This is a genomic window from Heliobacterium chlorum (assembly GCF_014502795.1).
Lineage (GTDB): Bacteria > Bacillota > Desulfitobacteriia > Heliobacteriales > Heliobacteriaceae > Heliobacterium > Heliobacterium chlorum.
This window is the reverse complement of sequence record NZ_JACVHF010000004.1, coordinates 184,347-208,432: the sequence shown is the minus strand read 5'-3', so window position 1 is coordinate 208,432 and position 24,086 is coordinate 184,347. Positions and strand designations below refer to the sequence as shown.

At 51.8% G+C, this 24,086-nt stretch carries 24 protein-coding genes; 1 reads left to right on the top strand and 23 read right to left on the bottom strand.

The genetic code is table 11. The features are described 5' to 3' along the window. Positions 1 to 103: 103 nt before the first annotated feature. Positions 104 to 415, bottom strand: coding sequence for a hypothetical protein (locus H1S01_RS06970; protein WP_188039359.1), 312 nt, complete (start codon positions 413 to 415; stop codon positions 104 to 106). Between the two features lie 251 nt (positions 416 to 666). Between H1S01_RS06970 and H1S01_RS06965 the strand changes: the two genes are divergently transcribed. Then, the gene (locus H1S01_RS06965; RefSeq protein WP_188039358.1) at positions 667 to 1,434 is read left to right on the top strand and encodes a MerR family transcriptional regulator; all 768 of its coding nucleotides are present in this window, start codon (positions 667 to 669) and stop codon (positions 1,432 to 1,434) included. Between the two features lie 162 nt (positions 1,435 to 1,596). Here the strand turns inward: H1S01_RS06965 and H1S01_RS06960 are convergent, their stop codons facing one another. The 22 genes from H1S01_RS06960 to H1S01_RS06855 all read right to left on the bottom strand — a co-directional run bounded on the left by H1S01_RS06960 (position 1,597) and on the right by H1S01_RS06855 (position 23,981). Continuing rightward, positions 1,597 to 3,813 carry a YcdB/YcdC domain-containing protein gene (locus tag H1S01_RS06960; protein WP_188039357.1) on the bottom strand — a complete coding sequence of 739 codons (2,217 nt, stop codon included), beginning with the start codon at positions 3,811 to 3,813 and terminating at the stop codon, positions 1,597 to 1,599. Between the two features lie 128 nt (positions 3,814 to 3,941). Next, a complete protein-coding gene (locus tag H1S01_RS06955; protein WP_188039356.1) occupies positions 3,942 to 4,364 on the bottom strand; it encodes a hypothetical protein in 423 nt (140 codons plus the stop codon). Positions 4,365 to 4,546: 182 nt separating this feature from the next. Further along, positions 4,547 to 4,873, bottom strand: coding sequence for a DUF1904 domain-containing protein (locus H1S01_RS06950; protein WP_188039355.1), 327 nt, complete (start codon positions 4,871 to 4,873; stop codon positions 4,547 to 4,549). 69 nt (positions 4,874 to 4,942) lie between these two features. After that, a complete protein-coding gene (locus H1S01_RS06945) occupies positions 4,943 to 5,491 on the bottom strand; it encodes an isochorismatase family protein (protein ID WP_188039354.1) in 549 nt (182 codons plus the stop codon). A gap of 110 nt (positions 5,492 to 5,601) precedes the next feature. After that, positions 5,602 to 6,534: an alpha/beta hydrolase gene (locus H1S01_RS06940; protein WP_188039353.1), complete on the bottom strand. Its 933-nt coding sequence runs from the start codon at positions 6,532 to 6,534 to the stop codon at positions 5,602 to 5,604. Between the two features lie 31 nt (positions 6,535 to 6,565). Continuing rightward, positions 6,566 to 7,180, bottom strand: a complete 615-nt coding sequence (locus H1S01_RS06935) for a TetR/AcrR family transcriptional regulator (protein ID WP_188039352.1) — start codon at positions 7,178 to 7,180, stop codon at positions 6,566 to 6,568. A 267-nt stretch (positions 7,181 to 7,447) separates the two neighbouring features. Then, positions 7,448 to 8,536: a tRNA dihydrouridine synthase DusB gene (gene dusB, locus H1S01_RS06930; protein WP_341479047.1), complete on the bottom strand. Its 1,089-nt coding sequence runs from the start codon at positions 8,534 to 8,536 to the stop codon at positions 7,448 to 7,450. A 155-nt stretch (positions 8,537 to 8,691) separates the two neighbouring features. Then, complete coding sequence (locus tag H1S01_RS06925) at positions 8,692 to 9,471, bottom strand: type III pantothenate kinase (protein ID WP_188039351.1); 780 nt, start codon at positions 9,469 to 9,471, stop codon at positions 8,692 to 8,694. Further along, complete coding sequence (locus tag H1S01_RS06920; protein WP_188039350.1) at positions 9,455 to 10,456, bottom strand: biotin--[acetyl-CoA-carboxylase] ligase; 1,002 nt, start codon at positions 10,454 to 10,456, stop codon at positions 9,455 to 9,457. The genes H1S01_RS06925 and H1S01_RS06920 overlap by 17 nt, the downstream gene beginning before the upstream one ends. Beyond that, on the bottom strand, positions 10,446 to 11,312 hold the full coding sequence (gene nadC / locus H1S01_RS06915; RefSeq protein ID WP_188039349.1) for a carboxylating nicotinate-nucleotide diphosphorylase: 867 nt from the start codon (positions 11,310 to 11,312) through the stop codon (positions 10,446 to 10,448). The genes H1S01_RS06920 and nadC overlap by 11 nt, the downstream gene beginning before the upstream one ends. Positions 11,313 to 11,339: 27 nt before the next feature. Further along, positions 11,340 to 12,944 carry an L-aspartate oxidase gene (gene nadB / locus H1S01_RS06910; protein ID WP_188039348.1) on the bottom strand — a complete coding sequence of 535 codons (1,605 nt, stop codon included), beginning with the start codon at positions 12,942 to 12,944 and terminating at the stop codon, positions 11,340 to 11,342. A gap of 94 nt (positions 12,945 to 13,038) precedes the next feature. Next, on the bottom strand, positions 13,039 to 13,962 hold the full coding sequence (gene nadA / locus H1S01_RS06905) for a quinolinate synthase NadA (protein ID WP_188039382.1): 924 nt from the start codon (positions 13,960 to 13,962) through the stop codon (positions 13,039 to 13,041). 108 nt (positions 13,963 to 14,070) lie between these two features. Continuing rightward, positions 14,071 to 14,469 carry an aspartate 1-decarboxylase gene (panD, locus tag H1S01_RS06900; protein WP_155475610.1) on the bottom strand — a complete coding sequence of 133 codons (399 nt, stop codon included), beginning with the start codon at positions 14,467 to 14,469 and terminating at the stop codon, positions 14,071 to 14,073. A 4-nt stretch (positions 14,470 to 14,473) separates the two neighbouring features. Continuing rightward, on the bottom strand, positions 14,474 to 15,319 hold the full coding sequence (gene panC / locus H1S01_RS06895; RefSeq protein ID WP_188039347.1) for a pantoate--beta-alanine ligase: 846 nt from the start codon (positions 15,317 to 15,319) through the stop codon (positions 14,474 to 14,476). A 273-nt stretch (positions 15,320 to 15,592) separates the two neighbouring features. Continuing rightward, positions 15,593 to 16,489: a 2-amino-4-hydroxy-6-hydroxymethyldihydropteridine diphosphokinase gene (gene folK / locus H1S01_RS06890; protein ID WP_188039346.1), complete on the bottom strand. Its 897-nt coding sequence runs from the start codon at positions 16,487 to 16,489 to the stop codon at positions 15,593 to 15,595. After that, positions 16,470 to 17,714 carry a dihydropteroate synthase gene (gene folP / locus H1S01_RS06885; RefSeq protein ID WP_188039345.1) on the bottom strand — a complete coding sequence of 415 codons (1,245 nt, stop codon included), beginning with the start codon at positions 17,712 to 17,714 and terminating at the stop codon, positions 16,470 to 16,472. Before folP ends, folK begins: the two co-directional genes overlap by 20 nt. 13 nt (positions 17,715 to 17,727) lie before the next feature. Then, the gene (locus H1S01_RS06880; protein ID WP_188039344.1) at positions 17,728 to 18,396 is read right to left on the bottom strand and encodes an HD domain-containing protein; all 669 of its coding nucleotides are present in this window, start codon (positions 18,394 to 18,396) and stop codon (positions 17,728 to 17,730) included. Between the two features lie 49 nt (positions 18,397 to 18,445). Further along, a complete protein-coding gene (locus H1S01_RS06875; protein WP_188039343.1) occupies positions 18,446 to 20,116 on the bottom strand; it encodes a formate--tetrahydrofolate ligase in 1,671 nt (556 codons plus the stop codon). A gap of 95 nt (positions 20,117 to 20,211) precedes the next feature. Beyond that, complete coding sequence (locus H1S01_RS06870) at positions 20,212 to 20,607, bottom strand: thioesterase family protein (protein ID WP_188039342.1); 396 nt, start codon at positions 20,605 to 20,607, stop codon at positions 20,212 to 20,214. Positions 20,608 to 20,974: 367 nt separating this feature from the next. Beyond that, complete coding sequence (locus tag H1S01_RS06865) at positions 20,975 to 21,916, bottom strand: TIGR01777 family oxidoreductase (protein ID WP_188039341.1); 942 nt, start codon at positions 21,914 to 21,916, stop codon at positions 20,975 to 20,977. A 120-nt stretch (positions 21,917 to 22,036) separates the two neighbouring features. Next, positions 22,037 to 22,288, bottom strand: a complete 252-nt coding sequence (locus tag H1S01_RS06860) for a hypothetical protein (protein ID WP_188039340.1) — start codon at positions 22,286 to 22,288, stop codon at positions 22,037 to 22,039. A gap of 31 nt (positions 22,289 to 22,319) precedes the next feature. Next, positions 22,320 to 23,981 carry an ABC1 kinase family protein gene (locus tag H1S01_RS06855; protein ID WP_188039339.1) on the bottom strand — a complete coding sequence of 554 codons (1,662 nt, stop codon included), beginning with the start codon at positions 23,979 to 23,981 and terminating at the stop codon, positions 22,320 to 22,322. Between the last annotated feature and the right edge of the window lie 105 nt (positions 23,982 to 24,086).

The window sequence follows — 24,086 nt, the reverse complement described above, 5'->3', positions numbered from 1 at the left end:
TCAACTACCGATGAATCCGCTCAAGTGGTATCCCTTCAAGTTTTCCATCAATGAGAGGTTTTTCTCGGGATGCATGTACATCTTAACGCTTTTTCCCACCGACTTAGGCTAGGCAGAATTGGTACAGTCGATCTTGTTCCATTTCCATAAAAAGATCTGGCGAAGCTTCTGAGATGGGGATATCGAGCCTTGATTTGATCGTAAATTCTTCTGTTCGAACACCTCCGCTATACCAATGGTACAATAATCCCATTCGTGACGTATAACCGGAGGATATAACCTCACGAATGAATTTCATCCATTTTTCCGCTTCTAAGGCATGTTCCGATGTTTCCTGTTCATCAGTACCAGGTCGCCTTAGGTTATCCGGTATGATGCCCCCCGCTTCCGTAAGCGCTTTGATCTCTCTTTCCATCTGTTCGTTTCTCCATATGGCACCTAAAACGGTTCCACAGTCACAATATCTTTTTGTCGCGGTTACTGAAAATAAAATGGTATTCTGGATATATTTATAATACCATGGTCAGATAAAGTGCTTCAATCTTTAGCCGAATATATGAAAAAACACTTTCCGACATTTGTGTCTTAGAAAAGCGATTGATTGATAAACGGCTCTATTGACTTTGACGTAACGTCATAGTTTATTCTAATTCACGAGGTGATGGGATGACCTATAAAGTAAAAGACGTGGCTGAGACGGCCGGGGTGAGCGTGCGTACCCTTCACCACTACGATCAGATCGGCCTGTTAAAGCCCACATCCACCACTGATTCCGGCTATCGGCTTTATACGGACCAGGACCTCGAACGGTTGCAACAAATCATGTTCCTTAAAGAACTTGACTTCAGTCTGCAAGAAGTTAGGGAAATCTTGGACACCCCCGGCTTTGACCGAATGCAAGCGTTGGCCTCCCAAAAGAAATTACTACTCGAAAAACGGAAACGGCTTGACGCGATTATCGACTTAGTGGACAAAACACTCTACACCATCGAAGGAGGAGACCTCATGGCGAAAAAGGAAATGTTCGAGGCTTTCGACATGACCGAAATCGAACGGCATCAGCAGCAATATGCAGAAGAAACACGCCAGAAATATGTCCGTTCTTCTGCATATCAAGAAAGCCAAAAGAAAACGGCTGGCTATTCGCAAGATGACTGGGCGGTGATTCAGACAAAGGCAAATAAAATCTATCAAAACCTCGCCGATTTGATGGATTATGAGCCATCTGAGCCTCAGGTACAAGAGGCTATCGGTCAATGGCGTCAGCACATTACGGATCACTTTTACACTTGCACCTTAGAAATTTTTCGAGGCCTCGGCGATCTATATGTGCAGGATGAGCGCTTTACGGCGAACATTGACGGCATAAAACCGGGTCTTGCCGCCTTTATGTGTGAGGCGATGCATATCTATTGTGACCGGAACGCAGAATAACCTTCCTCGTCACCAAATCGAGTCGATTACTATCACCAAATGGTAATAAGTCTATATCTGATTCATCGCAAAAAAGCCGTCTCCGATGTAAAACCATATTGGAGACGGCTTTCTTTGATTCGAAAAGGAATCCTGACATAGACCCTGAGGATAGACTCCCATTTAGAGGTCCGGATTTAGGTTAAGCATCTTCGCTACGGCCACCGCCGCATCGGCACGAGTAACCTTTTGGTCAGGTACAAATCGGCCATCCTGAGCCGGTACGATTCCAAGCGCATCGGCAATGACAGCATAGCCGATTCCTTCAGCCGGGACTGCATCGGCATCGCTGAAGGGAACTTTATAGATTTGACTTAGCCGGGCAGAACGTTCCAAGCCACAATAGCGGACAATAATTTTCGCTAGGTTCAACCGGTCGATTTTATCTTCTGCCTTTACATCGGCATCAATCCAATTATTCTGGCGAGCGTAGCGCATCACATCTTCATCCCTCGATAGGGGACCAACCTGTTTTCCAAACTGAGTATCATAGATGGCCCGCAGCAGTGAAACGGTTGTGATTTCTTCATCGGGATGAAAGTCCTCGCCATATTCGCGGAACAGATTCATCTGAGCGAGAAGTTTAATCTCTTTTTCGCCTCGATGTCCACGGGTGTCTTGAAAGATATCCCTTATAGGAAGGGCGATAGCTTGTCCGCTCCAGTCGAGCGGCTGACCTGTCCTCCCATCGATGCTGTTGTACCCGCTCATCCCTGGCTTTAAAACAGGTTGATAGACTAACTTTGGTGTTTTGGCATCAAGGGGGCTTAGCGCCGTCGTATAGCATAAGGTCATTGGACTATAGGCAAGGTATTTATCGGCTGCTTGCTCCGGAGAAAGCAGTCCATCGAGGGTTGGAAAGGAGACATCTTCATTCCACTCACTAGTAAAGCTGGCAATGCGTTTGTTCACTGTATCGACATTGACCTCTAAATAGTTTTGCATAAAGGGCACGCCATTGACCATCTGCCGGTATCTGAACGTTTGATAGGGCATATTCTTTCCATCTGCACGAACGAAATTTCTCATGTCGTAGTTGTCCAGTTTTGTCTGGGGAAATTTCTTCGACTGCACCGTTTTAAGGAACTCCTCAGCGATCGGCTGTGCTTCCTGGCGGTTCATTTGACCTGGCAGATTCTCCGATGCCGTAAATGTTTCGAAGCGATATAATTCTCCGGTCTTGGCACTGACTGCGGCACTCGCAACCATCTCATGACTTTTATTTGCTACCCAATAAAAAGACCAAACCGGGCCTTGTTTATCGTCGGGATTGTCCAGTAATTGGGCAGAATTTAAGATTGAATCAGGAGGCAGTGCCAACCACTTCATTATCGCTGCGAGGGCCGTCTCTTTTTTCACCAGATCGTTCGAAAGCTTTATGGCTGCTTGTTCCTGCGGTGTCCATTTAGCGTTATCCGGGATGCCACCTCCCATTCCGCCCATACCGCCACCTACAAAACCATATTCTTCATAAAACATAGGCGGTGGTGTGATAGGCTTGCCCGTAAACGCGTCGATATTCCCGTCGGCCCGGTTGTACATCCGGTAGACAATTTTGGCCTGCCTCTTCTCTTTGGGATTTGAATGTACGCCTTCCTGCAGTATGTATTGCAGTTCCAGCATCGGCGTATTCTTAAAGGTTTCTACCGCTTGCTGGATAGAAATCAAGTTCTGCGGAGGAAGCAATGGCTCCTTATTCCATGTAAAACTATAGTTGTTTACATGACCGTCGCTGCCAGCCACAGAAATGGATACGCCATCTCCCGGAAAGGGGATCCCGTTGGCTTTACGCCGCCATTCAAAATGGTAGTATCCCTCTCTCTCCCAAGGAGACCATTGAACACCGTCGACGGAGTTATCAAGTAATTCCATTTCAGCGATCTGTTCGTCACCGAGAGTTTTTTGCATGATAGCTTTGGCCTTGGCCAGAGCCCCCTGGCGGGAGATGTTTCGTGTTTTGTAGGCGTCTGGACGCATACTGCCGCCGCCCCTCGATTCGAACATGTTCAAGATCATTCCTGTGTCGGCATCAATGCGAATATTGATACTTCCCTCTTCCCCTACCTTCTGACAACTCCAATTTAACGACCAGAAGTGATTTTTATCAGAGGTCTCGTAATTAGAGGTAAATTGGTCATACTCTGGAGGGAGCTCAAAACAGGATCGGGCCAATTGAATCGCTTCTGCCAGTGTAGAAGCACTTTTCTTCTTGGCTTGTGCTGTGGAGAGCACCTCCACATTTGCCGTTGATGGGATTTCAGCAAATCCGATTGGGACTGCCGAAGTCAGCAACAGGGCCGTCAAACTGGCGGCGAGAAGCTTGGGGACCGGTTTGCGCATATGTACGTTCTCTTCCTTTCTCCAATAGGATTGGGATGTTATGTACTTATTAGATGTTGTATATATGACGTTTTCTGGAATAGAAAGGTTCCCCTTTTTTCAACTAGCAAAAGGCTGTCCCTTTCCCTTTATTCAAATTTATTCACGCTTCTTTTCACGATTCCAACCAGCGTCGCACCTAAGCAGATGAGCAGGATTACTTCCCCTAAAATCATGACTGGAATGTAATAAACGGCGATAGCTAGATTTGCACTGACGCATCCACCGATCAGCGCGAACCCTAGATATCGTTTTATTTTTTCTGAAAACCAGACCTCATTCCACATTAGCCCTGCGAGAAGTACCAAAATCGAAAAACCAATCCCGTGCGCATGTTGTGCGTTGATCCTATTCCACCGACTTGTTGCATCCCAATATAAAGCCAAACTGTTGTCTGCAACAGCTTGCTTGATGAGAGCTTCGAATACTCCATGCTGGTATCCCAGGTAATAGCCATAAATACAGTAGACCAAAACCCCGAAGAGACCGAAGACCAGTAAAGTCCGACGCATGGGACGACCTCCCTTGTTCAAGCGTTACTTTTCATTTTTAATAGTAAATTTATGAAGCTTTACGATTTGTATGTCACCGGTGAAAGTATAATAAAAGACTGCCTCTAGATCGGGCAGTCTTTTTTATCAAGAGTTAGTCTTTAATTGTCCACTCATTTCCTTTACCCATCCGATGAGGTCGATTAGTAATGTTCCCCGTTCTCATAGTACTTTTCTTCGTTCAGCACGATGAAGTAGACTTCCACCTGTTCATATCCGGCGTCACGGACATAACTGTCGATGACCTTCGCCGCTTTATCTTGAATCTCTTGTCCCCGGTCAAACCAGTTTACCTGAATAAAGGGATAGGCCTTCGTGATCTCCCCGTCGGCGATAAAAGTCGAATGGATTTGCTCGATAGTAAAATAATCTCGTGGGCAACCGATGACCTCACTGAGTTCGTCGACGAGAGGCTTGCTGATCCTTTTAATGTCGTTTAGTTCCATGCCTCGTATCATGATTTGCGGCATACTTCATCTCCTCCCTACTTCTTTCCCGTAGTCTATTATGTACAAGGTGCTATCGTAGCGGCTACGAAATTACTTGATTAATGGAGACAGTTCTTTGAATAACTCTGTTCCCGCTCGCTTGAGTAGGTCGAAAAACACTGTTTCCGTGTTTGTTACGACGGCACCCATGGAGGCCATCAACTCGAGTCCGTTCCGGCGGTTATCATCATCTCTGGAACAAACTGCATCGGAAACCACGAACACACGATATTTATCGCGCAGTAAGTCCCGAACGGTTTGAAAGACGCAGACATGGGTCTCCATCCCGGCCACGATGATTTTTCTACGCTTCATTTGAACAAGGCAGGACATGACTTCTCCCGTACAGCCGGAAAAGGTGATTTTCTCAAAGTGGTGGGCGTCCTTAAGATTGTCCGCAAGGGCTGTGACCATTCTCCCCAACCCCTTCGGGTACATCTCTACATAAATGATCGGGACGCCGAGACGTTTGGCGGCAGCGATGAGGACGCCCGTCTTACGAACTACTTCATTGCCCCGCTCCATCACCGCATAGAGTCGCTCCTGAATATCGATGATCATCAGGACCGTACTTTTTGCATCGAGGTAATACTTGTCCATACCTTTTCTCCTTAAGAAAGGTTTTACTCAGCTACGGTGATTAATGATGACTGTAAAACCTTTCTTCTCCACATATCACCATTATCCTCCTGTATTTTGAAGTCATTACTTTACTTTTTCACAGCGAGATGTCCTTGGATAAATTCGACGATCTCATTCATCGCCTGCCGTGCCTCTGGTATAAAGGCCGGCAAAAAAGGATAGCAATGAACCATTCTCTCTCCCACTCGCAAAGTGACATCGACACCCGCTGCTTTCGCATTTTTCGCGAAGGCGATGGAATCATCGAATAGCTCATCATCTTCTCCCGCATTGAGGAGTAGAGGAGGCAGCCCGTGAAGCTCACCATAGAGCGGGGATATCCATGGTAACGTGGGGTCCTTATCACCGGCGTAATATTTACTGAACACGGTCCACGAATTCAACGGAGCTAGGGATACTTCGTTTTTTGACCGGTAAGAGTCTCCTGTGCACTTCAGATCTGTCCAAGGAGAGATGGCTACGGCAGCAGCGGGAAGGGCGATCTGTAAGTCCCGGAGGGCCAGCAACAGGGCTAAGGCTAGACCGCCGCCAGCCGATTCTCCTGCGATCAGCATATTCGACGGTGAAAACCCTTGGCCTAAAAGCCATCGGTATACATCGACGGCATCGTCGATAGCGGCCGGGTAGGGATGCTCAGGCGCTAGACGGTACTCGAAGAGCAATGCCGTTATACCGGTGCTCTTGACAATTCTTGCGACGATCGCGCGGTGATCACTGCAAGAGCCTGAAACATATCCCCCGCCATGAACATAGACGATAAGTTTATCTTTCGGCTGCTCTGATGGCTGGATCCATTCTGCCGTGATGTTGTTGATTTGCAAGGGTGTTACGTCGATCCCTTCCGGTAACTTCCCAAATAAGCGAGCGCCCTTTTCACAGTCTTCGCGGAACTCAGCGATCGACGTAGTAAAATCAAAATGGGTTCTTCGCTTGCGCTGAAAGCGCAATAAATGGCGGTGCTCCAGTACAAAACGAAATAAACGAGCCTGGATGCTCGGCATTTTAATCCTCCTCTAGGTAATTTGGTTTAACTCACGCTTTCGCTCCCTGAATAAAGAGATCGATGCATTGCTCGATACTACTTTGAACCGAAAGCCCCTCAGGTTCTAAATAGCACTGTTTTACGACCTCGACGAAGGCAAACTCACAGAGATCGACCAACACATGGGTCGGCACATCGTCTCGAATTTCCCCGCCTTTTTGTCCCATATGGATGATCTCCTGTGCTACTAAGTAAAATCCACTTTTCTCACTATCGTCTTGCTTGAAGGACACCATATTCCGCATTCGGTATACGATGTATTTTTCGAAAAACTCTTTGTTCGCCAATACTCCTTCCATCAATTCGTGGAAGATGACCGTCATGCGAGAGCGTGTGTCCGGCAGTTCCTGTAAGCGCAGCATCCTTTCGGCATTTTTTACACGAAAGGTCCTCTTGATATGCTCGTCAATGATCGCTTCCTTGACGGGGAAGTAATTATAAAGGGTTCCTTTGGCGATATCGACCTCCCGGGCGATTTGCTCCATCGTCGTCGCCTCAAAACCCTGTTGCTTAAATAACTGCAAAGCAACGGCAATGATCTTCTTTTTGGTTTCTTCCTTTTTTCTCTCCATCCGCCCCTGGCCGATAGGTTCGTTGGTGGGCATCGATTTCACATCCTAGAAAGAATTTTATTATCTTTGTTGTTCCGTATCGTAGATTTCTGGGCCTTGGCGACTTTTGAATTACGCATATTTTCGATTACGTATATATTTTGACTACGCATGTTTTTTGACTACGTATGTTTTTGAACGTAGTACAGTTTTATTCTTCGTATAGATAGTACCAAGACAGTAAAAGAAACACAACCCTGAAAGTGACTTAGACAGAAAGAAAAACGGGCTTGCCCCCGATGAAAGGAGACAAACCCGTCTTTATCTTGACTCTTCAATGATTTTCTGTTGTTCCAGATAAGCTTGCAGCAGCCGGACGACCTCATTGATCCGCTCTAAGGCGTTAATCTCCGCTCGTAGCCGCGAGGCGCCTCGTATGCCTTTTAAGTACCAACTCAAGTGCCCCCGCATCTCACGGACGCCCCGGTCTTCCCCCTTCATCGCTACCATGCGTTCCAGGTGAATGAGGGCTTGCCGGATCCTTTCTTCTGCAGTGGGAGGAGGCGGCAATTCACCTGTTTCGACCCAGCGGACCAGGCGAGAGAAGATCCAAGGGTTACCCATACTGCCACGGCCGATCATGACACCGGCACAACCTGTCTCAGCTAGCATCCGCATAGCGTCCTCGGGCTCCCAGATGTCTCCGTTACCGATGACCGGGATCGAGACATTCTCCGCTGTCGCACGAATGATAGACCAATCGGCTTTGCCGGAATAGAACATCTCCCGCGTCCGCCCGTGGACGGTGACCGCTCGGACACCGACACTCTCCAGTCGCCGGGCCAGTTCCGGAGCCACGATTTGGCCGCCAGACCAGCCGGATCGCATCTTGACGGTGACAGGAACTTTGACGGCGTTGACGACAGCTTCGGCGATTTTTACGGCCAAGTCCGGTGTCTTCAGGAGGCAGGAGCCTTCCTGATTGCGGACGATCTTCGGCGCCGGGCAGCCCATATTGATATCGATAATCGAGGCGCCTTCCGCTTCCACTATCTGCGCCGCTTTCGCCATCACATTCGGTTCAGAACCAAAGATCTGCAGAGCAATAGGCCGCGGCTCCCCCGCGATATCCAACAGTTCTAAGGTGTTGCGATTGCCGTAGGTGAGCGCCTTGTCCGATATCATCTCTGTGTAGACTAAGGGACAGCAATGGTCTTTGAGCACCGACCGGAAGGGTTTATCCGTAATTCCCGCCATAGGTGCAGCAAAAAAGGGCAGTGAGATGGTCCAGGGACCGATGCGTACCGGTTTTACCTGCTTCAAGCCCATTTGGACCAGTGGCTGCCTCTCTTCTCCCTGATTTCCTTCCCTATGCTGTTGCTGGGGCATAATTTTTTCGTCTCTATTCATGCTTCCATCCATTTATCATTCATCACATATGTCAGATTTCCATGCTGCTGTATCGCTATTTTACGGGGCTATTGTACCTCGTAAATATTAGATTTCGCAGATTTGAACCTCATAGAAGAATCTGGGGTGTAATGACAGAGTGAGCGTTCCTATTATCAATTTGCCCGTGATTTTTGATAAATAATCCGCAGCCCTTCCAGCGTAAGCCACTGGTCGACCAGATCGATCGTCTTCGTCTCTGCTGCGATGAGCTCAGCCATTTCACCGGTCGCGATCACTTGGGTCTCTTCGCCGAGTTCCTTCTTCATCTGTGTCACGATTCCGTCCACTTGTCCGGCAAAACCGTAGATAATTCCGGCCTGCATGCCTGTGACAGTGTTTTTCGCGATGACCCGCGGCGGTTTGACCAGTTCGATCCGGGGCAGTTTCGCCGCCCGGGCAAAGAGCGCTTCCGCCGATACGACTACACCTGGAGCGATGGCGCCGCCGATGTACTCCCCTTTTGCAGAGATGGCCGAACAAGTCGTCGCCGTGCCGAAATCGACGATGATCAACGGTCCGCCATAGCGTTCAAAAGCGGCCACAGCGTTGACAATCAGGTCGGCACCGATTTCTTTGGGGTTTTCCATGATCACCGGCATACCTGTTTTCGTCCCGGGGCCGATGATCATAGGGGTGAGTCCGAAATAAGCGCGGCTCATCCGCTCCAGTGTCGGCGTGAGCGGCGGCACGACCGAAGATATGACAATCGCTTTGACAGCCTTCGGATCGACGCCGTCAAAGCGAAAAAGGTTGCGGATCAAGATGGCATATTCGTCAGACGTTCGGTTGCGATCGGTCGATAGTTTCCAGTGAAACTTCAACTCCGGTTGAGGCTCCAGTTGAAAGATCCCCAACACGATGTCGCTGTTCCCCACATCAACGGCCAAAATCATAGCCTTGTCCTCCTTCCGGCCGGAGGCTCACTTCGCCGCTGATCAGGCGTTGTAGTTCCCCGTCTTCGTTTCGGACCAGAAGGGCGCCGTCCGTGTCGATGCCTTCCGCCTGACCTAGCCATTCCTGCTTTCCAGCGATGATCCGTACCGTTGTCCCCATCCCCGCCGCTCGGGCCAGCCACTCCTCTCGCAGCTGTCCAAAACCATTTTGCAGCCAGTGGTCGTAGTCGGCTTCAAAGAAACTGAGCAATGTGGTCAGGAATCGAATCCGGTCGACCGGTTCACCGCCGGCGATGGCCGCCGATGTGGCTACGTTAGCCACGTCACCGGGAAAGTCGGCCGGCTGTTGGTTTAGGTTGATCCCGATGCCGACGACGAGATAGTTGACGGCTTCCATCTCCGCATTCAGTTCTGTCAGGATCCCGCAGAGTTTTTTTCCGTTCACCAGGATGTCGTTGGGCCACTTGATCTGGGGCCGGACCGCTGTGACTGCCTCTAAGGCTTTGCAGACAGCCACCGAAGCGAGCAGCGTCACCTGGGGCGTCTGTCCTAAGGGAATGCGAGGACGCATGATGAGGGACATGTAGATACCCAGGCCAGGCGGAGAATACCAACCGCGGCCTAAGCGGCCTCGACCGGCCGTCTGCTCTTCCGTCAGCACGACGGTGCCCTCCAGGGCGCCTTGCCGGGCCAGTTCCTTGGCGGTTATATTGCTTGAAGGCAAGCTCGTATGAAAATGATAGTTACGGCCGAAGCGTTCCGTCTCCAGCCGCGGTTCCACTTCGGCAGGGATGAGAAAGGTGCTCGCCCGCTCTAGTTTGTAACCAAGTCGGGTATGCGCTTGGATTTCATAGCCTTCCTGACGGAGGGCGACGATATGTTTCCATACGGCGGAACGGCTCATTCCTAATGTGCGGCTTAAATCTTCCCCGGAAAGATATCCGTCGGCTTTTTTTAAGGCTGCCAATATGGCTTTACGTGGCATCGGCGCTCCCCCGTTTAATCTCTTCCACGTCCAGGCTGATGTCTAAAGATTTGATGCTGTGGGTCAGCGATCCCATGGATATCAAGTGCACTCCTGTCTTGGCGATCTCTACCAGGCTTTCCTCCGAAACGCCGCCCGAAGCTTCAATCAAAGCATTTCCGCCGATCATGCGTACCGCTTCCTTCATCACATCGGGTGCCATGTTGTCAAGCATAATGATGTCGGCCTTCGCTTCTAAGGCTTCGGCGACACCGGCCAAATCTTCCACTTCCACTTCGATCTTGACGGTATGGGGAACAGCCTGCCGGGCTTGGCTGACCGCTTGAGCGATGCCGCCAGCCATTTTGATGTGGTTGTCTTTAATCAGCACGCCGTCGTAAAGGCCGAAGCGGTGATTTTTGCCGCCGCCGATGCGGACGGCGTATTTTTCTACCGAGCGCAGTCCCGGTGTGGTTTTGCGAGTGTCCACAATGCGAGCTTGATAATAAGCGACTTGCTCGACGCAACGGGCTGTTTTAGTCGCGATGCCGGACAAGCGCTGCAGAAAGTTTAAGGCGACCCGCTCACCGATCAGCACCGAACGGGCGCTGCCGAAGACTTCGGCGATGACGGTCCCTTTCTCCACCTTATCTCCCTCTTGGACCATGGCCTCAAAACGCAAGCTCGGGTCCACAGTCTCAAAGACCCTTTGGGCCACCGGAAGTCCGGCGATCACTCCGGCCTCTTTCGCATGGATAATCCCTCGCGTGTAGGCATCAGCGGGAACCAGATTCATCGTCGTCAGGTCGCCGTTGCCAATATCCTCCCGCAGCGCCCGGGTAACGAGTTCACGAATTTCCGGATCGAACAGTTCCATCGTACCACCCTCTCTAACTGCGCTTGTTTATACGGACATGATGATGTGCCGGAGCCACTGCAAGCGGCTTTCGGGATAATCCACACGGTAGTGTCCGCCTCGGCTTTCGCTGCGCGTCTGTGCGGCTTTGGCCGTTAGCCGGGCTAACAAGTGCATATTGGCTGCTTCCACTGCCCGAGTGACCGTGCTTTGCTGGGCGACAGTTCCGTCGATCCCACCGAGGGCTTCCAGGGCAGACCGTAAGCTGTCGGCGGAGCGCCAGAGGCCGACTTTTTCCCACATGATCTGCTGCACTTTCGCCGCGACCAGATCGGCCTTTTCCGGAGCTTCCCCGTCAGGAAGGCGATCATAGAGGCTGTCTTTGCCCCAGGGACCGTGGTAGATCTGCCGGTTTAAGCGTTTCCCCAGCCAGTGCAGTCCTCCTTCCACGATACGGGCACCAAAGACGAGCCCTTCGAGGAGAGAGTTCGAGGCGAGACGGTTCGCGCCGTGAACACCGTTACAGGCAGCCTCACCACAGGCGTATAAGCGGGGGATATTCGTTTGCCCCCAGAGATCGGTACGGATCCCACCCATGAGGTAATGAGCTGCCGGGGCTACGGGGATGCGTTCCTGAGGAACTTGAATGCCGTAGGAGTGGCAGGTTCTCGATATCCAAGGAAAACGCTTGGCAAAGCTATCTTCTTCCATGTGACTCACGTCGAGAAGGACGGAAGGAGCACCGGTTTCGGCCATCTCTTTCCATATCGCCAGGGCGACCACGTTCCGCGGGGCCAGTTCTGCCAGTTGGTGGTACCGAGGCATAAACCGCTCGCCACGGCTGTTATATAGCTTTGCTCCTTCTCCGCGAACCGCTTCGGAGATGAGAAAGGTCGGCCAGCCTGCTTTCGTAAGCGCCGTCGGGTGAAACTGGACAAATTCCAGATCCATGATTTCAGCACCGGCCCGGTAGGCGGCGGCAATGCCGTCGCCGGTCGTCACTTCCGGGTTGGTCGAGTATTTGTACAGCTGGCCGTTTCCGCCGGTAGCCAGCACCGTCAACTTACCCCGGTATATATGTAAGCCTTGGCTGGAGTTCCAGGCCAACAGGCCCATGCATTGGCGGTCTTGGTTCAGCAGGATGTCGATGACATGGGTATCTTCATGGATTCCGATTTCCTGGTGAACCTGGCATTGTTCCCAGAGGCTGCGACGGATTTCTTCCCCGGTTGCGTCGCCGCTGGCATGGAGGATCCGGCGCCGGGAGTGTGCGCCTTCGCGGGTCAGGGCTAATTCCCCTTCGATAGTGTCAAACTGTGTACCCATGCGAATCAGTTCTTCGACCCTTGTCGGGCCTTCACTGACAAGCACTTCCACGGCCATCACGTCGTTCAGTCCTGCGCCGGCTTCCAAGGTGTCTTGCAAGTGCAGCGACGGTGAGTCACTGCGATCGATGGCCGCAGCAATCCCCCCTTGGGCCTGTCCCGTGTTGGAGTCTTCGATTTTGCGCTTGGTCAACAAGGTGACCCGGCCGTATTCTACGGCTTTCAGCGCCGTATAGAGACCGGCTATCCCGCTGCCTACGATCAAAAAATCCGTCTCGACCTCCGGCAGGCGGGTGATGTCGAAGGGGACTAAATAGCGCCGGAACACGGCAAAGCCTCCTTAATGCGGAAACAGCCGCCGGCAGTACGCCGGTGGCTGCTCTCACTTCTGCGATTCTATAACGTTTCGTTGCGGAGGGCGCCTAGACGATCGCCAACATTTTCTCCAAGGAAGCCAGTGCTTTTTCCCGGATAACCGGGTCAACAGTGATGCGGGGGCGCATTTCCTGGAGGGACCAAAGGACCTTTTCCAAGCTTGTCGCCTTCATGTTGGGGCAGATCAATTGGCGCGTCGCCAAGTAGTAATTTTTCAGGGGCGCTTTCTTGCGCAGCGGATGCAGCACGCCTTCTTCCGTGCCGATGATGAAGGAGTCTTTCGGTGAATTGACAGCGTAATTGATGAGACCCGTCGTCGAAGCGACAAAGTCGGCTTTTGCTACCACTTCCGGTTGACACTCAGGGTGAACGATCACTTCGGCTTCCGGGTGTTCCGCTTTGGCCTTGTCGATGTCGGCTGCGGTGAGGCGGTCGTGAGTGTTGCAATAACCTTCCCAGAGGATGATGTCCTTGCGCCCCGTTTGCTGAGCGACCCAGTGCCCTAGGTTCTTATCAGGAATAAAGAGAATGGGCCGGTCTTTCGGAAGCGATTGGACGACTTTAAGGGCATTGGAAGAGGTACAACAAATATCGCATTCGGCCTTTACATCAGCCGAGGAGTTGACATAGGCGACGACTTGGACGCCGGGGATCTCCGCTTTGCGTTTGCGCAGCGCTTCTGCCGTCACCATGTCAGCCATGGGACAACCGGCATTCTCTTCCGGAAGCAGGACGATTTTATCGGGTGATAAAATGGCTGCGCTTTCCGCCATAAAGTGAACACCGCAAAAGACGATCACGTCCGCGTCGGTTTTGGCGGCCTGCTGGGCAAGCTGCAATGAGTCGCCGACATAATCGGCCACTTCTTGAATTTCGGGCCGCTGGTACACGTGTCCTAAAATGACTGCATTGCGTTCTTTTTTTAGTTTTGTCAGTGTATCGGATAAGGACGCGAACTTCTCCGGGTCCATCGGTCGAGGACTCAAGTGCCTACCCCTTTCCATTCCCCGGCCTGCCGAAAAAAATTTTGTGAGGCAGGCAAAATATATGATTATTCTAGCCCAGGGAGCTTTTTATTGTCAAGAAAGGTCGGTCGGCCCCGTCGTCCGAGCTTTTTCCACGGTCGTTTGGTGGATGATCCGGTTGTCATCGCCGACGAAGACGACGGTCGGCTTGTGTCGACGAGCTTCCTCATCGGTGTACATGCCATAAGTGATCAAGATGACCTTGTCGCCCGGTTGGACAAGCCGGGCGGCTGCACCGTTTAAGCAGATCATGCCGGAGCCTCGTTTACCGGTGATGACGTACGTCTCAAAACGGGCGCCATTGTTATTATTCACGACCTGGATCTTTTCATTCTCCAGGATGTCGGCAGCATCCATCAGGTCTTCGTCGATGGTGATGGAACCGACATAATTCAAATTGGCCTCCGTGACGGTGGCCCGGTGAATTTTCGATTTATGCATCATGCGAATCATTCGGTTACACCTCCATGACCAGGTTGTCGATGAGTCGAGTTTTACCAAAGCGCACAGCTAAGGCAATGAGACATTCGCCTTCGAGGCGCTCCATCGGCTGGATGAAGCGGTTGTCCACGATTTGCACATAGTCGATGTTGGCGAGCGGTTCCGCTTCGATGACCTCGATGATCGCCTGGCGGATCCGTTCCGCCTCTCCTTCGCCCTCTCCGATAAGCTCTTTCGCCTTTTTCAAGGACTGTGACAAGACGAGGGCGGCTTTCCGCTCCGCTGGGGAGAGGTATACGTTCCGCGAAGAGAGGGCCAGTCCATCGGCTTCGCGGACGATGGGGACGCCGACGATGGCGATACCCATGTTCAGGTCTTCCACCATCCGCCGGATGATGGCGAGCTGTTGGGCGTCTTTTTGACCGAAAAAGGCAATTTCAGGCCGAACGATGTTAAAGAGTTTTGAAACAACCGTCGTCACGCCGCGAAAGTGACCGGGACGAGCGGCGCCACAGAGGTGATCGCTGACCTGCTCCACTTCGACAAAGCTGGAGTATCCCTTGGGGTACATATCTTTGACGGCGGGTGCGAAAATGACGTCCACTCCGGCTGAATCGGCCAATTGGCTGTCCCGGGTGAGATCGCGAGGGTATTCTTCATAGTCTTCCCCGGCACCAAACTGAAGAGGGTTGACAAAGATGCTCACAACGACTTTTTCACAATTTTCTTTGGCCCGGCGCATGAGGGCCAGGTGCCCTTCGTGGAGGTAGCCCATGGTGGGAACCAGTCCGATGGTATGGCCGACCCGGCGCTGTTCTTTCGCCCAGGCCATCATTTCGTTAACACTGCTGATAAGGCGCATATATGGAAAAACCTCCTTCTTCCGCCGTTTTTCCCGTGAGGAAACGGTGAGGAAGAAGGAGGTCGAGTCTATCGTCATCACAATCGACACTGAACTGCCATGCTGCCGTCCATGCCGAATTTTTAAGACGTTGTTGACCTGCTTCCGATATTCCTTCCGTCTCGGTCCCAGGAGGCTCCAAGCGGTGAAATGGATAGCATTTTTGGGGCTGCTGTCTTGAAAGTGCCGCTTCCATCGAGATTGGAATACAGCCTTCCTACAAAATTCAGCACTTTATATTGTAACGGAGCTTTTCGGTACATGCAAGATCACATCGCTGGAATCGTTCAGACGGCTTACATGCTGGCGCGTTGTCATGCCGTCTAAATGAATGTAGTCGGGGGCGATCTCTGCCAGCGGCAGAAGGACAAAGGCCCGCTCGTACATGCGTTCATGTGGGACGATTAGGTCGTCCGTGCGAACGACTTGATCGCCGTAAAGGAGCAAATCTAAATCGATCGTCCGCGGTCCCCAGCGTAAGGTTCGCTCCCGTCCCAGTTCCTTTTCCGTCTCCAGTAAAACCCGGAGCAGTTCCTGCGGTGTCAACCAACTGAGGATGCGGGCGACGCCGTTCATGAAATCATCTTGGTCTGTAAAACCGACCGGTTTTGATAAGTACCAGGAGGAGTGGTCCACCACGGCAAGGCCGGGCACCTGGGCCAGCATCCGCAGCGCCTGCGTAAGGTTACCGGCTTTATGGCCCATATTGCTGCCCAGTCCGATAAAGCAAGGCGTCGGTGCCGACCGAAACATCTCCACGGTCATCGAACGGAAAATGCCGGGAACCGGGGCTTTTGGCTTTTGAACACGGACTCGGATGCCTTGCACCTTGGGAAAGCGCCCGTAGACGGCTTCGATGATGCTGTTCGCCACAGCTTCAATCGAGGCTTTGGGCGGACCCTCTAGGATTCGCTTGACTTCTTCGTAGACTTCACCATAATGGACTGACTCTTCCACCTTGTCCCACTTGCCTGCCCGCGCGAGGTCCACATGGAGGTCTAGGTCGACTTGAAAAGGTTGCCCGAGCACCGTTTCCTCCGGCAGAGCGCCATGGTAGCCGTAAAAGGTCATGCCCTCCAGTAAGATACGATCGGTTGTCGACGGCAGGTCTTTACTCCCGCTCTCTTTCATATCTTCTTTCACCCCCTATCGTCAAAGCGTTACTCCCTATTCGGGGTCTGCGCACCATCGCATCGGTCATCTTCGCTGCCCTCGCATTGGCTAAGACATCGTGAACGCGGACGATATCGACACCCTTAGCGATGCCAAAGGCAGTCGTGGCGAGGGTGCCTTCAAGGCGCTCATCGACAGGCAGATTGAGCGTTTTAGCGATGATGGATTTTCTCGAAGTGCCCAGTAGGATCGGCTGGCCGAGCACTTTTAGTTCGCCGAGACGGTGCATCACTTCTAGGTTATGATCATAGGTCTTGCCAAAGCCAATCCCTGGATCGATGATGATCGCTTCTTGGGGCACACCAGCGTCTCTCGCCCGGTCGATGCTCCCTTGTAAAAAAGTAAGTATGTCTCCCATAAGATCGTTGTATTCGGTCCCCTCTTGGTTATGCATCACGACGACAGGCGCACCGTAGGCGGCCGCGACGGCAGCCATCTCAGGATCTCCTTGCAGTCCCCAGATGTCGTTGAGGATGTGCACCCCGGTTTCAAGGGCCTGCTTCGCCGTGGAGGCTTTATAGGTATCTACTGAAATGGGCACAGGGCAATGGGGAACGATTTCCCGCAAGAAGGGCAGCAGTCGTTCCATCTCTTCTTCCGCGGTCAGAGGCCTGTGGCCGGGACGAGTCGATTCGGCACCGATATCGATGATGTCAGCGCCTTCTTCGACCATCTCCTCTACTCGCCGGAGAGCTTCCCGGACCGTTGGGTAGGAACCGCCGTCGGAAAAACTGTCTGGCGTAAGGTTTAAGATGCCCATGATCAAGGTTCGTTCGCCAATGGGCAGCGATTTACCCCGGCAATCGAGTCGGTACGATTGTCGTCGTTCTACCTTTTCCAGGGTGGTTAAAATCGCTTGTCCCAATTTTTTTAGGCCAAAGGGTTGGACTTGTAGTTTTCGGCAAAGATCTCTGTATTGCCGCTCCGTTCCCATGAGGATCACGTCGGTCTTGTCGACGTCGAGGACGCAGGTCAGGCGGTGGACGGCGCAGTCTCCACCCCGGGCAAGCATCTCCTGCTTCAACAGGTTGGCTCCTTTGGCGGAAACACCGGTGACCCGCAAGACTCGATAGGAGCCTTTTGCCGTCATGATCGCTGTTCCAGCCGGATCGCAGCCTGTAGCTGCAATATATGCTTCCAGTTCCCTCTTATCCTGAATATCCAGCACTTGTATAGGTCCCATCCATGTCACCTACTTAGTAAATCAACGTTTCCTGCTTTTTCTTCCAGTTACAGTCGTTCGTTTGTTCACAGCGGCAGCAAAGCCGGGAGTATCCGTCTGCTCGCGCGAGGATTTGTCCCAAAAAGGTGGGGCTCATTTTCCGTTCTTTTTTCCGGTGGTGGCGAATGGCCTCAGCGATCAGGTCAATTTCGATGTCACTGAATCCACAATCTTTTAATAGGGGTTTACAAAGCTCGGCACCGACCTTGGCATGGTCTTCCCCAGTCTCATACTGTTTCCACTTGCCCATGTCATGGAGCAAAGCCGCGCTGTAGATTACTTCTTTGGCCTTTGCCTTGATCTGATCATCTATCGTTAGATTTGCCTTTTCCACGGCCTCAGCTTTTTCGTCCTTCACGGTTTCGCTGACACCTTGAATTCTAGCATCGGCGGCGTGGCTCCTCTGGTGCAAGGCCTGGGTGAACTGCCGATACTCGTCAGGAGATTCCAAAGCGAGGATGTAGGCGATGCGGGCCACATCGAGCAGGTGGGTGAGATCGTGGTGGCAAAACAAGCGGTCCTTTTCCCAGGCTGCGTTTTGTTCCAGGCATTGCAGAAAGAATGGTTGTTCTAAGATGCGTCGAACCCTGTTCAGCGTACACCCTCCCAAGGATCTTTTTGTGGGAAAAATCGTTATGTCCATTAAGAAATCCCCGGATAGGGAAATTCCCATCCGGGGACTGTTCTGCCGCTTAAAACAAGCCGACGATTTTTCCGTTTTCGTCGATATCGATGGAACAGGCAGCCGGGCGTTTCGGCAATCCCGGCATGGTCATGATGGCCCCGGTGATCGCCACGAGGAATCCGGCACCGGCAGACAGGCGAACTTCGCGCACGCCCACCGTAAAGCCCGAGGGTCGGCCGATTTTCGACATATCATCGGAGAGAGAATACTGGGTTTTCGCCATACAGATCGGCAGGTGCCCATAGCCGAGTTCGGTGAAGGTTTGAATATGTTTTTCTGCTTCGGCAGAAAAGGTGACATCACTGCCGCCGTAGACTTCCCGCACGATAGTGGCGATCTTCGCTTTGATGGGAAGTTCCGTGTCGTAGAGGACTTGAAAGCGGGAGGGCTTGTTTTCAATAGCGGCGATGACTTTTTCGGCCAACTCAATTCCGCCTTCACCGCCTTTGGCCCAGACTTCCGATAGGGCCACGTCGACGCCCATTTCCCGGCAGCGGGCGTAGACGTAGTCCAGTTCCGCTTTCGTATCGGTGGGGAAGGCGTTGATGGCTACGACAGCCGGCACGCCGAACTTGGATACGTTTTCGATATGCTTTTCCAGGTTGCCAAAACCCTCGGCTAGGGCTTCGAGGTCTTCCTGGTTCAGTTCTGTTTTCGGAACGCCGCCATGGGACTTGAGCGCCCGGACGGTAGCGACGATGACCGTACAAGCTGGTTTGAGTCCGGCAAAACGACATTTAAGGTTATAGAACTTTTCGGCGCCCAGGTCGGCGCCAAATCCGGCTTCGGTGACGCAGTAGTCGCCCAATTTCAAGGCCATTCGCGTGGCGATGACGGAGTTGCAACCATGGGCGATGTTGGCAAAGGGGCCGCCGTGGACAAAGGCCGGCGTATGTTCCAGCGTCTGCACCAGGTTCGGCTTGATGGCATCCTTCATGAGGACGGCCATGGAACCCTGCGCTTCCAAGTTTGCCGCTGTAACCGGTCGTCCGTCGTAGGTATAGGCTACAACGATCTTGGCACAGCGGGCTTTCAAATCCATCAGATCCTTCGACAAGCAGAGGATGGCCATGAGTTCGGAGGCGACGGTGATGTCGAAGCCCGACTGGCGCGGCACGCCGTCAGCCTTGCCGCCTAGGCCGATGATGGTGTTCCGAAGTGCCCGGTCATTGAGGTCGACGACTCGGCGGAAAACGACTTGACGAGGGTCTATGTTAAGGGGGTTGCCCTGCTGGATGCTGTTATCGAGCATCGCCGCCAGCAGGTTGTGGGCCGATGTGATGGCATGAAAATCACCGGTAAAGTGGAGGTTGATGTCTTCCATGGGAACGATCTGCGCGTATCCACCGCCGGCAGCTCCGCCCTTTACGCCAAAGCTGGGACCGAGGGATGGCTCCCGTAAAGCGATGACAACCTTTTTTCCCAGCCGGTGCAGGGCATCGCCGAGACCGACGGTCGTCGTCGTCTTACCTTCCCCCGCCGGGGTGGGATTGATGGCTGTCACCAGAATCAGTTTTCCGTCGGCCTGTCTTTCCAGACGGTCAAAGGCTTTTAAGGAGATTTTTGCTTTGTATCGGCCGTACAATTCAATCTCATCGTCAGGAATTCCCAGGGTATGGGCGATATCTGTGATAGGATCCATCGTGGCTTCTTGGGCGATTTGGATGTCCGTTTTCACCGGGTACCCTCCTCAGTATTCGGTCTGTTAGCTATTCTGTTGGCTTACTATTCGACTATCGCCCTTGTTTTCCCTTCCTTGCTAATTCTATCGATTTACTTCTTGCTCTTGGCAAAGTTTTTGGCCATAAACCGTTCCACTTGAATGATGTAGCGGTGATGGATGCCTTCGCCGATTTTTTCGACTTCGTCGTAGGCAGCGACCTTAAAGGTCAGTTTTTTTCCGTCTACCTCAATCAAATCGGCTTCAGCTCGTACTTTCATGCCGACGGGGGTCGCCGCAATATGGCTCGACTGGATGGAGACGCCGACCGTCCCCATGCCGTCCGGAAGCAGAGGATCAACAGCGGCAACGGCAGCCCCTTCCATGAGTCCGATCATGGCCGGTGTTGCATAGACTTGTACCCCTCCGGAACCATACTTGACGGCGGTGTTTTGAACGGTAACCAGTTCCTCTTTGTGACCTTGCAGACCCACTTTTACGTTTTCCATGAGATCCACCTTCCCTTTCGCATTCTTTGGTGTATGTGATTCACCCTCTCTTATATTCCAGGAGAATCAAAGGGTGAAACTGACGAGATGAAAAGGTCCTCGTAAGTTGGGGAATACCTTTTCATAGTTTCATGAATAAGCTGTGGATAAACCGTGAATAAGTTCATGGATAAGTCGTGGATATATGTGAGTGTGTCATCCGTTTCATTCTCTATTCGAAACCATTTTGTGCATAACTTGTGGATATCCGTAGTTAGTATGTGCATAAAGGGGGCACAGATGTGAGTAATAGGGGTTTTGCTGTGGCTAAATTCAGCTTGCCCACGATTTGATCGCACTTCTCTGTGGATAATTGTTGAAACTCAAATTATTTCAGGACTGAAACGGTTGAATATATCGCACTGAGTGCTCTTTCCAGGCTCGGGTACTTAAATGCATAACCCAACTTTTCTAGGTTGGCTGGAATCACTCGTTGCCCTTGTAAGAGCATTTCGTCGGCCATCTCACCAAAGACGAGGCGAGCCGCCCAGGACGGCATTTTTGTCCAAGCCGGTTTGCCGATGGCCTTGGCTAAGGCTCGAGTCATCTCCGTCATGGTTACGGGATTCGGACTGCACAGGTTATAGGGACCTTGCATCCGTTCGTCAGTGATCGCATGTTCGATCACCTGCAGTAGATCATCTCGGTGCACCCACGAGATCCACTGGTTTCCCTCACCGACAACACCGCCGACACCCCATTGGAACGGTCTTCCCATCTTTTCGAGCATCCCGCCACCAGCAGCGAGCACCACGCCAAAACGCAGAATGACGACTCGGATTCCTTCATCGGTCCCTTTCCTCGCTGCGTTTTCCCATTCTTTACATACCTCCGCTAGGAATCCTTCTCCCGGTCCGTTCGCTTCAGTATATGTCGCTTGTTCATGAACACCGTAATAGCCTACGGCTGAAGCATGAATTAACACCTTCGGATAGGATCTTTTCGCCTTTCGGTTGTAGCGGCAGCTCTCTATGATTTGTCCGGTTACTTGTAGTCGGCTGTCGACAATTCGCTTTTTCACATCGGCCGTCCATCGACTTCCGCCGATATTTTCCCCGGCAAGATTCACGACTATATCGATGGTCTCGAAAAATTCCTCTGGATACCGTTTATGCGAGGGTGGTATGGGGACCGACAAGATCGATTTTTTCGTCATTGTGGCGTCACCCTTATTCCGCGTCGTCACCCAAATCCGGTGACCTGCGTTGGCTAGCGACTCTACGAGAGCCTTGCCGATATACCCGGTTCCTCCCGTTACGAGGATATTCATTTTCATGCCCCCCTCTTATAGCAGTACACATCTCTAGTAATTATGTCAAGAAAAATAAAAACGAGGAGTCGACTGCTCCTCGTTTTCGATAAAAAATAATATACAATTCCAAATCCCCGGTTAGCGACGATCTCGATCATACTGAGCAAAGAAATGTAAAAAGGGAGGATAAAAACCAGCTTTTTTTGCTTTGCTTTGAAACTCCTTAAATGCTTCAATAGCTTCCCGCTTGGCCCGCAATCGCTCTTTGTCACCTTTGATGTTGATGGTAAATCCATCTTCAGTTTCTTTGAAAGAAAACTCCCAGGAACCACAAGACTTTTTGTGTTCCTGTTCGCAGGTTTGTCCGTTCTGTTCATGAGCTTCCGTCATTGGCGCTCACCTCCTTTATTGCGAATTTTGGTCAAAATGGGCCATTGCGGTGAAAGGGTTGGCTGGAATCCCGGGGGCGTTGGCGAGAATGCCATAAGAGAAGCAGGGCCAGCAGCGCTGCAATCGAGGCGGCACCTTTGGCTTCCTGGATAAATTGCTGAGTGTACAGAATCGTCCCGCAGATGATCGATGTCGCCAATAGGAGAGCCAATACTAAGCGATTTGCCAGCCGTGACTGGAACATAACGGCTCGCGTGATATCCCCTAAGTTGTCGACTTTGACGTGTAGGTCACCCAGATCGGCTTTTTTGAGAGTTCGCGCCAGCAGCGTCGGTAAAGACAAGACGGTACTGCCAAAGCTTTTGGCCCGTTTGAGTACCATGTTGGCGAGGCCGCCGTCGGTGTCATCCATCAGTTTTTTAATGTACGGGGCAGCTACTTGAGCATCCATTTGCGGATCGAGTCCGAATGCCACGCCCGTAACTGTTAGTATGGCGCGTCCAAGAAAAATCAAATGGGCCGGAATCTGCATCGGTTGTTGATAGATAAATTCACGAATCTCAGAGCCGAGGGGACCGAGATTTTTCGTCCGCTCCATTTCCTTCATCTGTTCGGACGAGTGATGATCGAGGAAAAATTGCATCGCCCGACGGACCAGGTTGACGTTGGCGTGAGGACGAAGGAAGCCCAGGTTGCCCATCGCCTCTACCATCTTTTCACTATCCCGCTCGACCAGAGCAAAAAGGAGATTTTTCAGGTTTTCTTTCATCATCGGCCGGATTTCTCCGACCATTCCGAAATCAAGAAAGACCAAGGTTCCGTCGGCTTTCACATAGATGTTGCCTTGGTGAGGGTCTGCGTGAAAAAAGCCGTCGTTTACCACCTGGTGCAGATAGGAGCGAATGAGCAGGTGGCCTAATTCTTTGCGGTCAATGCCGTTTTCCTCGATGAAAGCGTAGTCGTCGACCTTGCGCCCGTCGATAAATTCCATCGTTAAGATGCTTTTCGTGGAGTACTGCCGGTAGATGTTGGGTACGTAGATCTTTTCAAATACAGCCAAGCTCTTCTTAAACCGTTCTGAATGGGCTGCTTCAAGACGGTAATCCAATTCATTCGAGAAGGTCTGCTGCATTTCCCGGAAGATCGCGTCCATGTCCATCTGTTTCGGCAGATCTGTGAAGATTTTAGCCAAAAGCATGGTCAGTTGAATCGCTTCAAAGTCGGCATGGATGATCTCATGAATACGGGGCCGAAGAACTTTGACGGCGACTTTCTCACCTGAAGGTAAGGTGGCTTGGTGTACCTGTCCGAGCGAGGCCGCTGCCAGGGCCGTTCGTTCAAATGACGTAAAGATGGCCTCCAGCGGCTGAGATAATTCATCGGCTATTGTTCGCTCGATATGGTCGAAGGGTGCTGGGGGCACCGCATCTTGTAGTTGAGCTAGTTCTGAGGTGATTTCCGGCGGCAGAACGTCTACACGGGTGGCAAAAAATTGACCCGCTTTGATCAATAATCCACCCAGTTCGGTGGCTGTACTGCAAAACCGGGCGGCCATGCGATGATATAGCTTTGACCACCGTTCCGCCATCGCTTCTTCGCCAACTCGCCCTTCCTGTTTCTTGTACCACCAAACTTGAACGAAGAAGGCGACGAACATGCTGGTAATCCGCCAGATGCGATAGTATCTATTCATGTATTCGCTCCTTGATTTCTGCGCATATAACTATGTTGGATGGAGACGACTGTAGCCAGATTCGAACGGCGATGAAAGGTCCAGTCTTTTGGCAAGTTAGTGAAA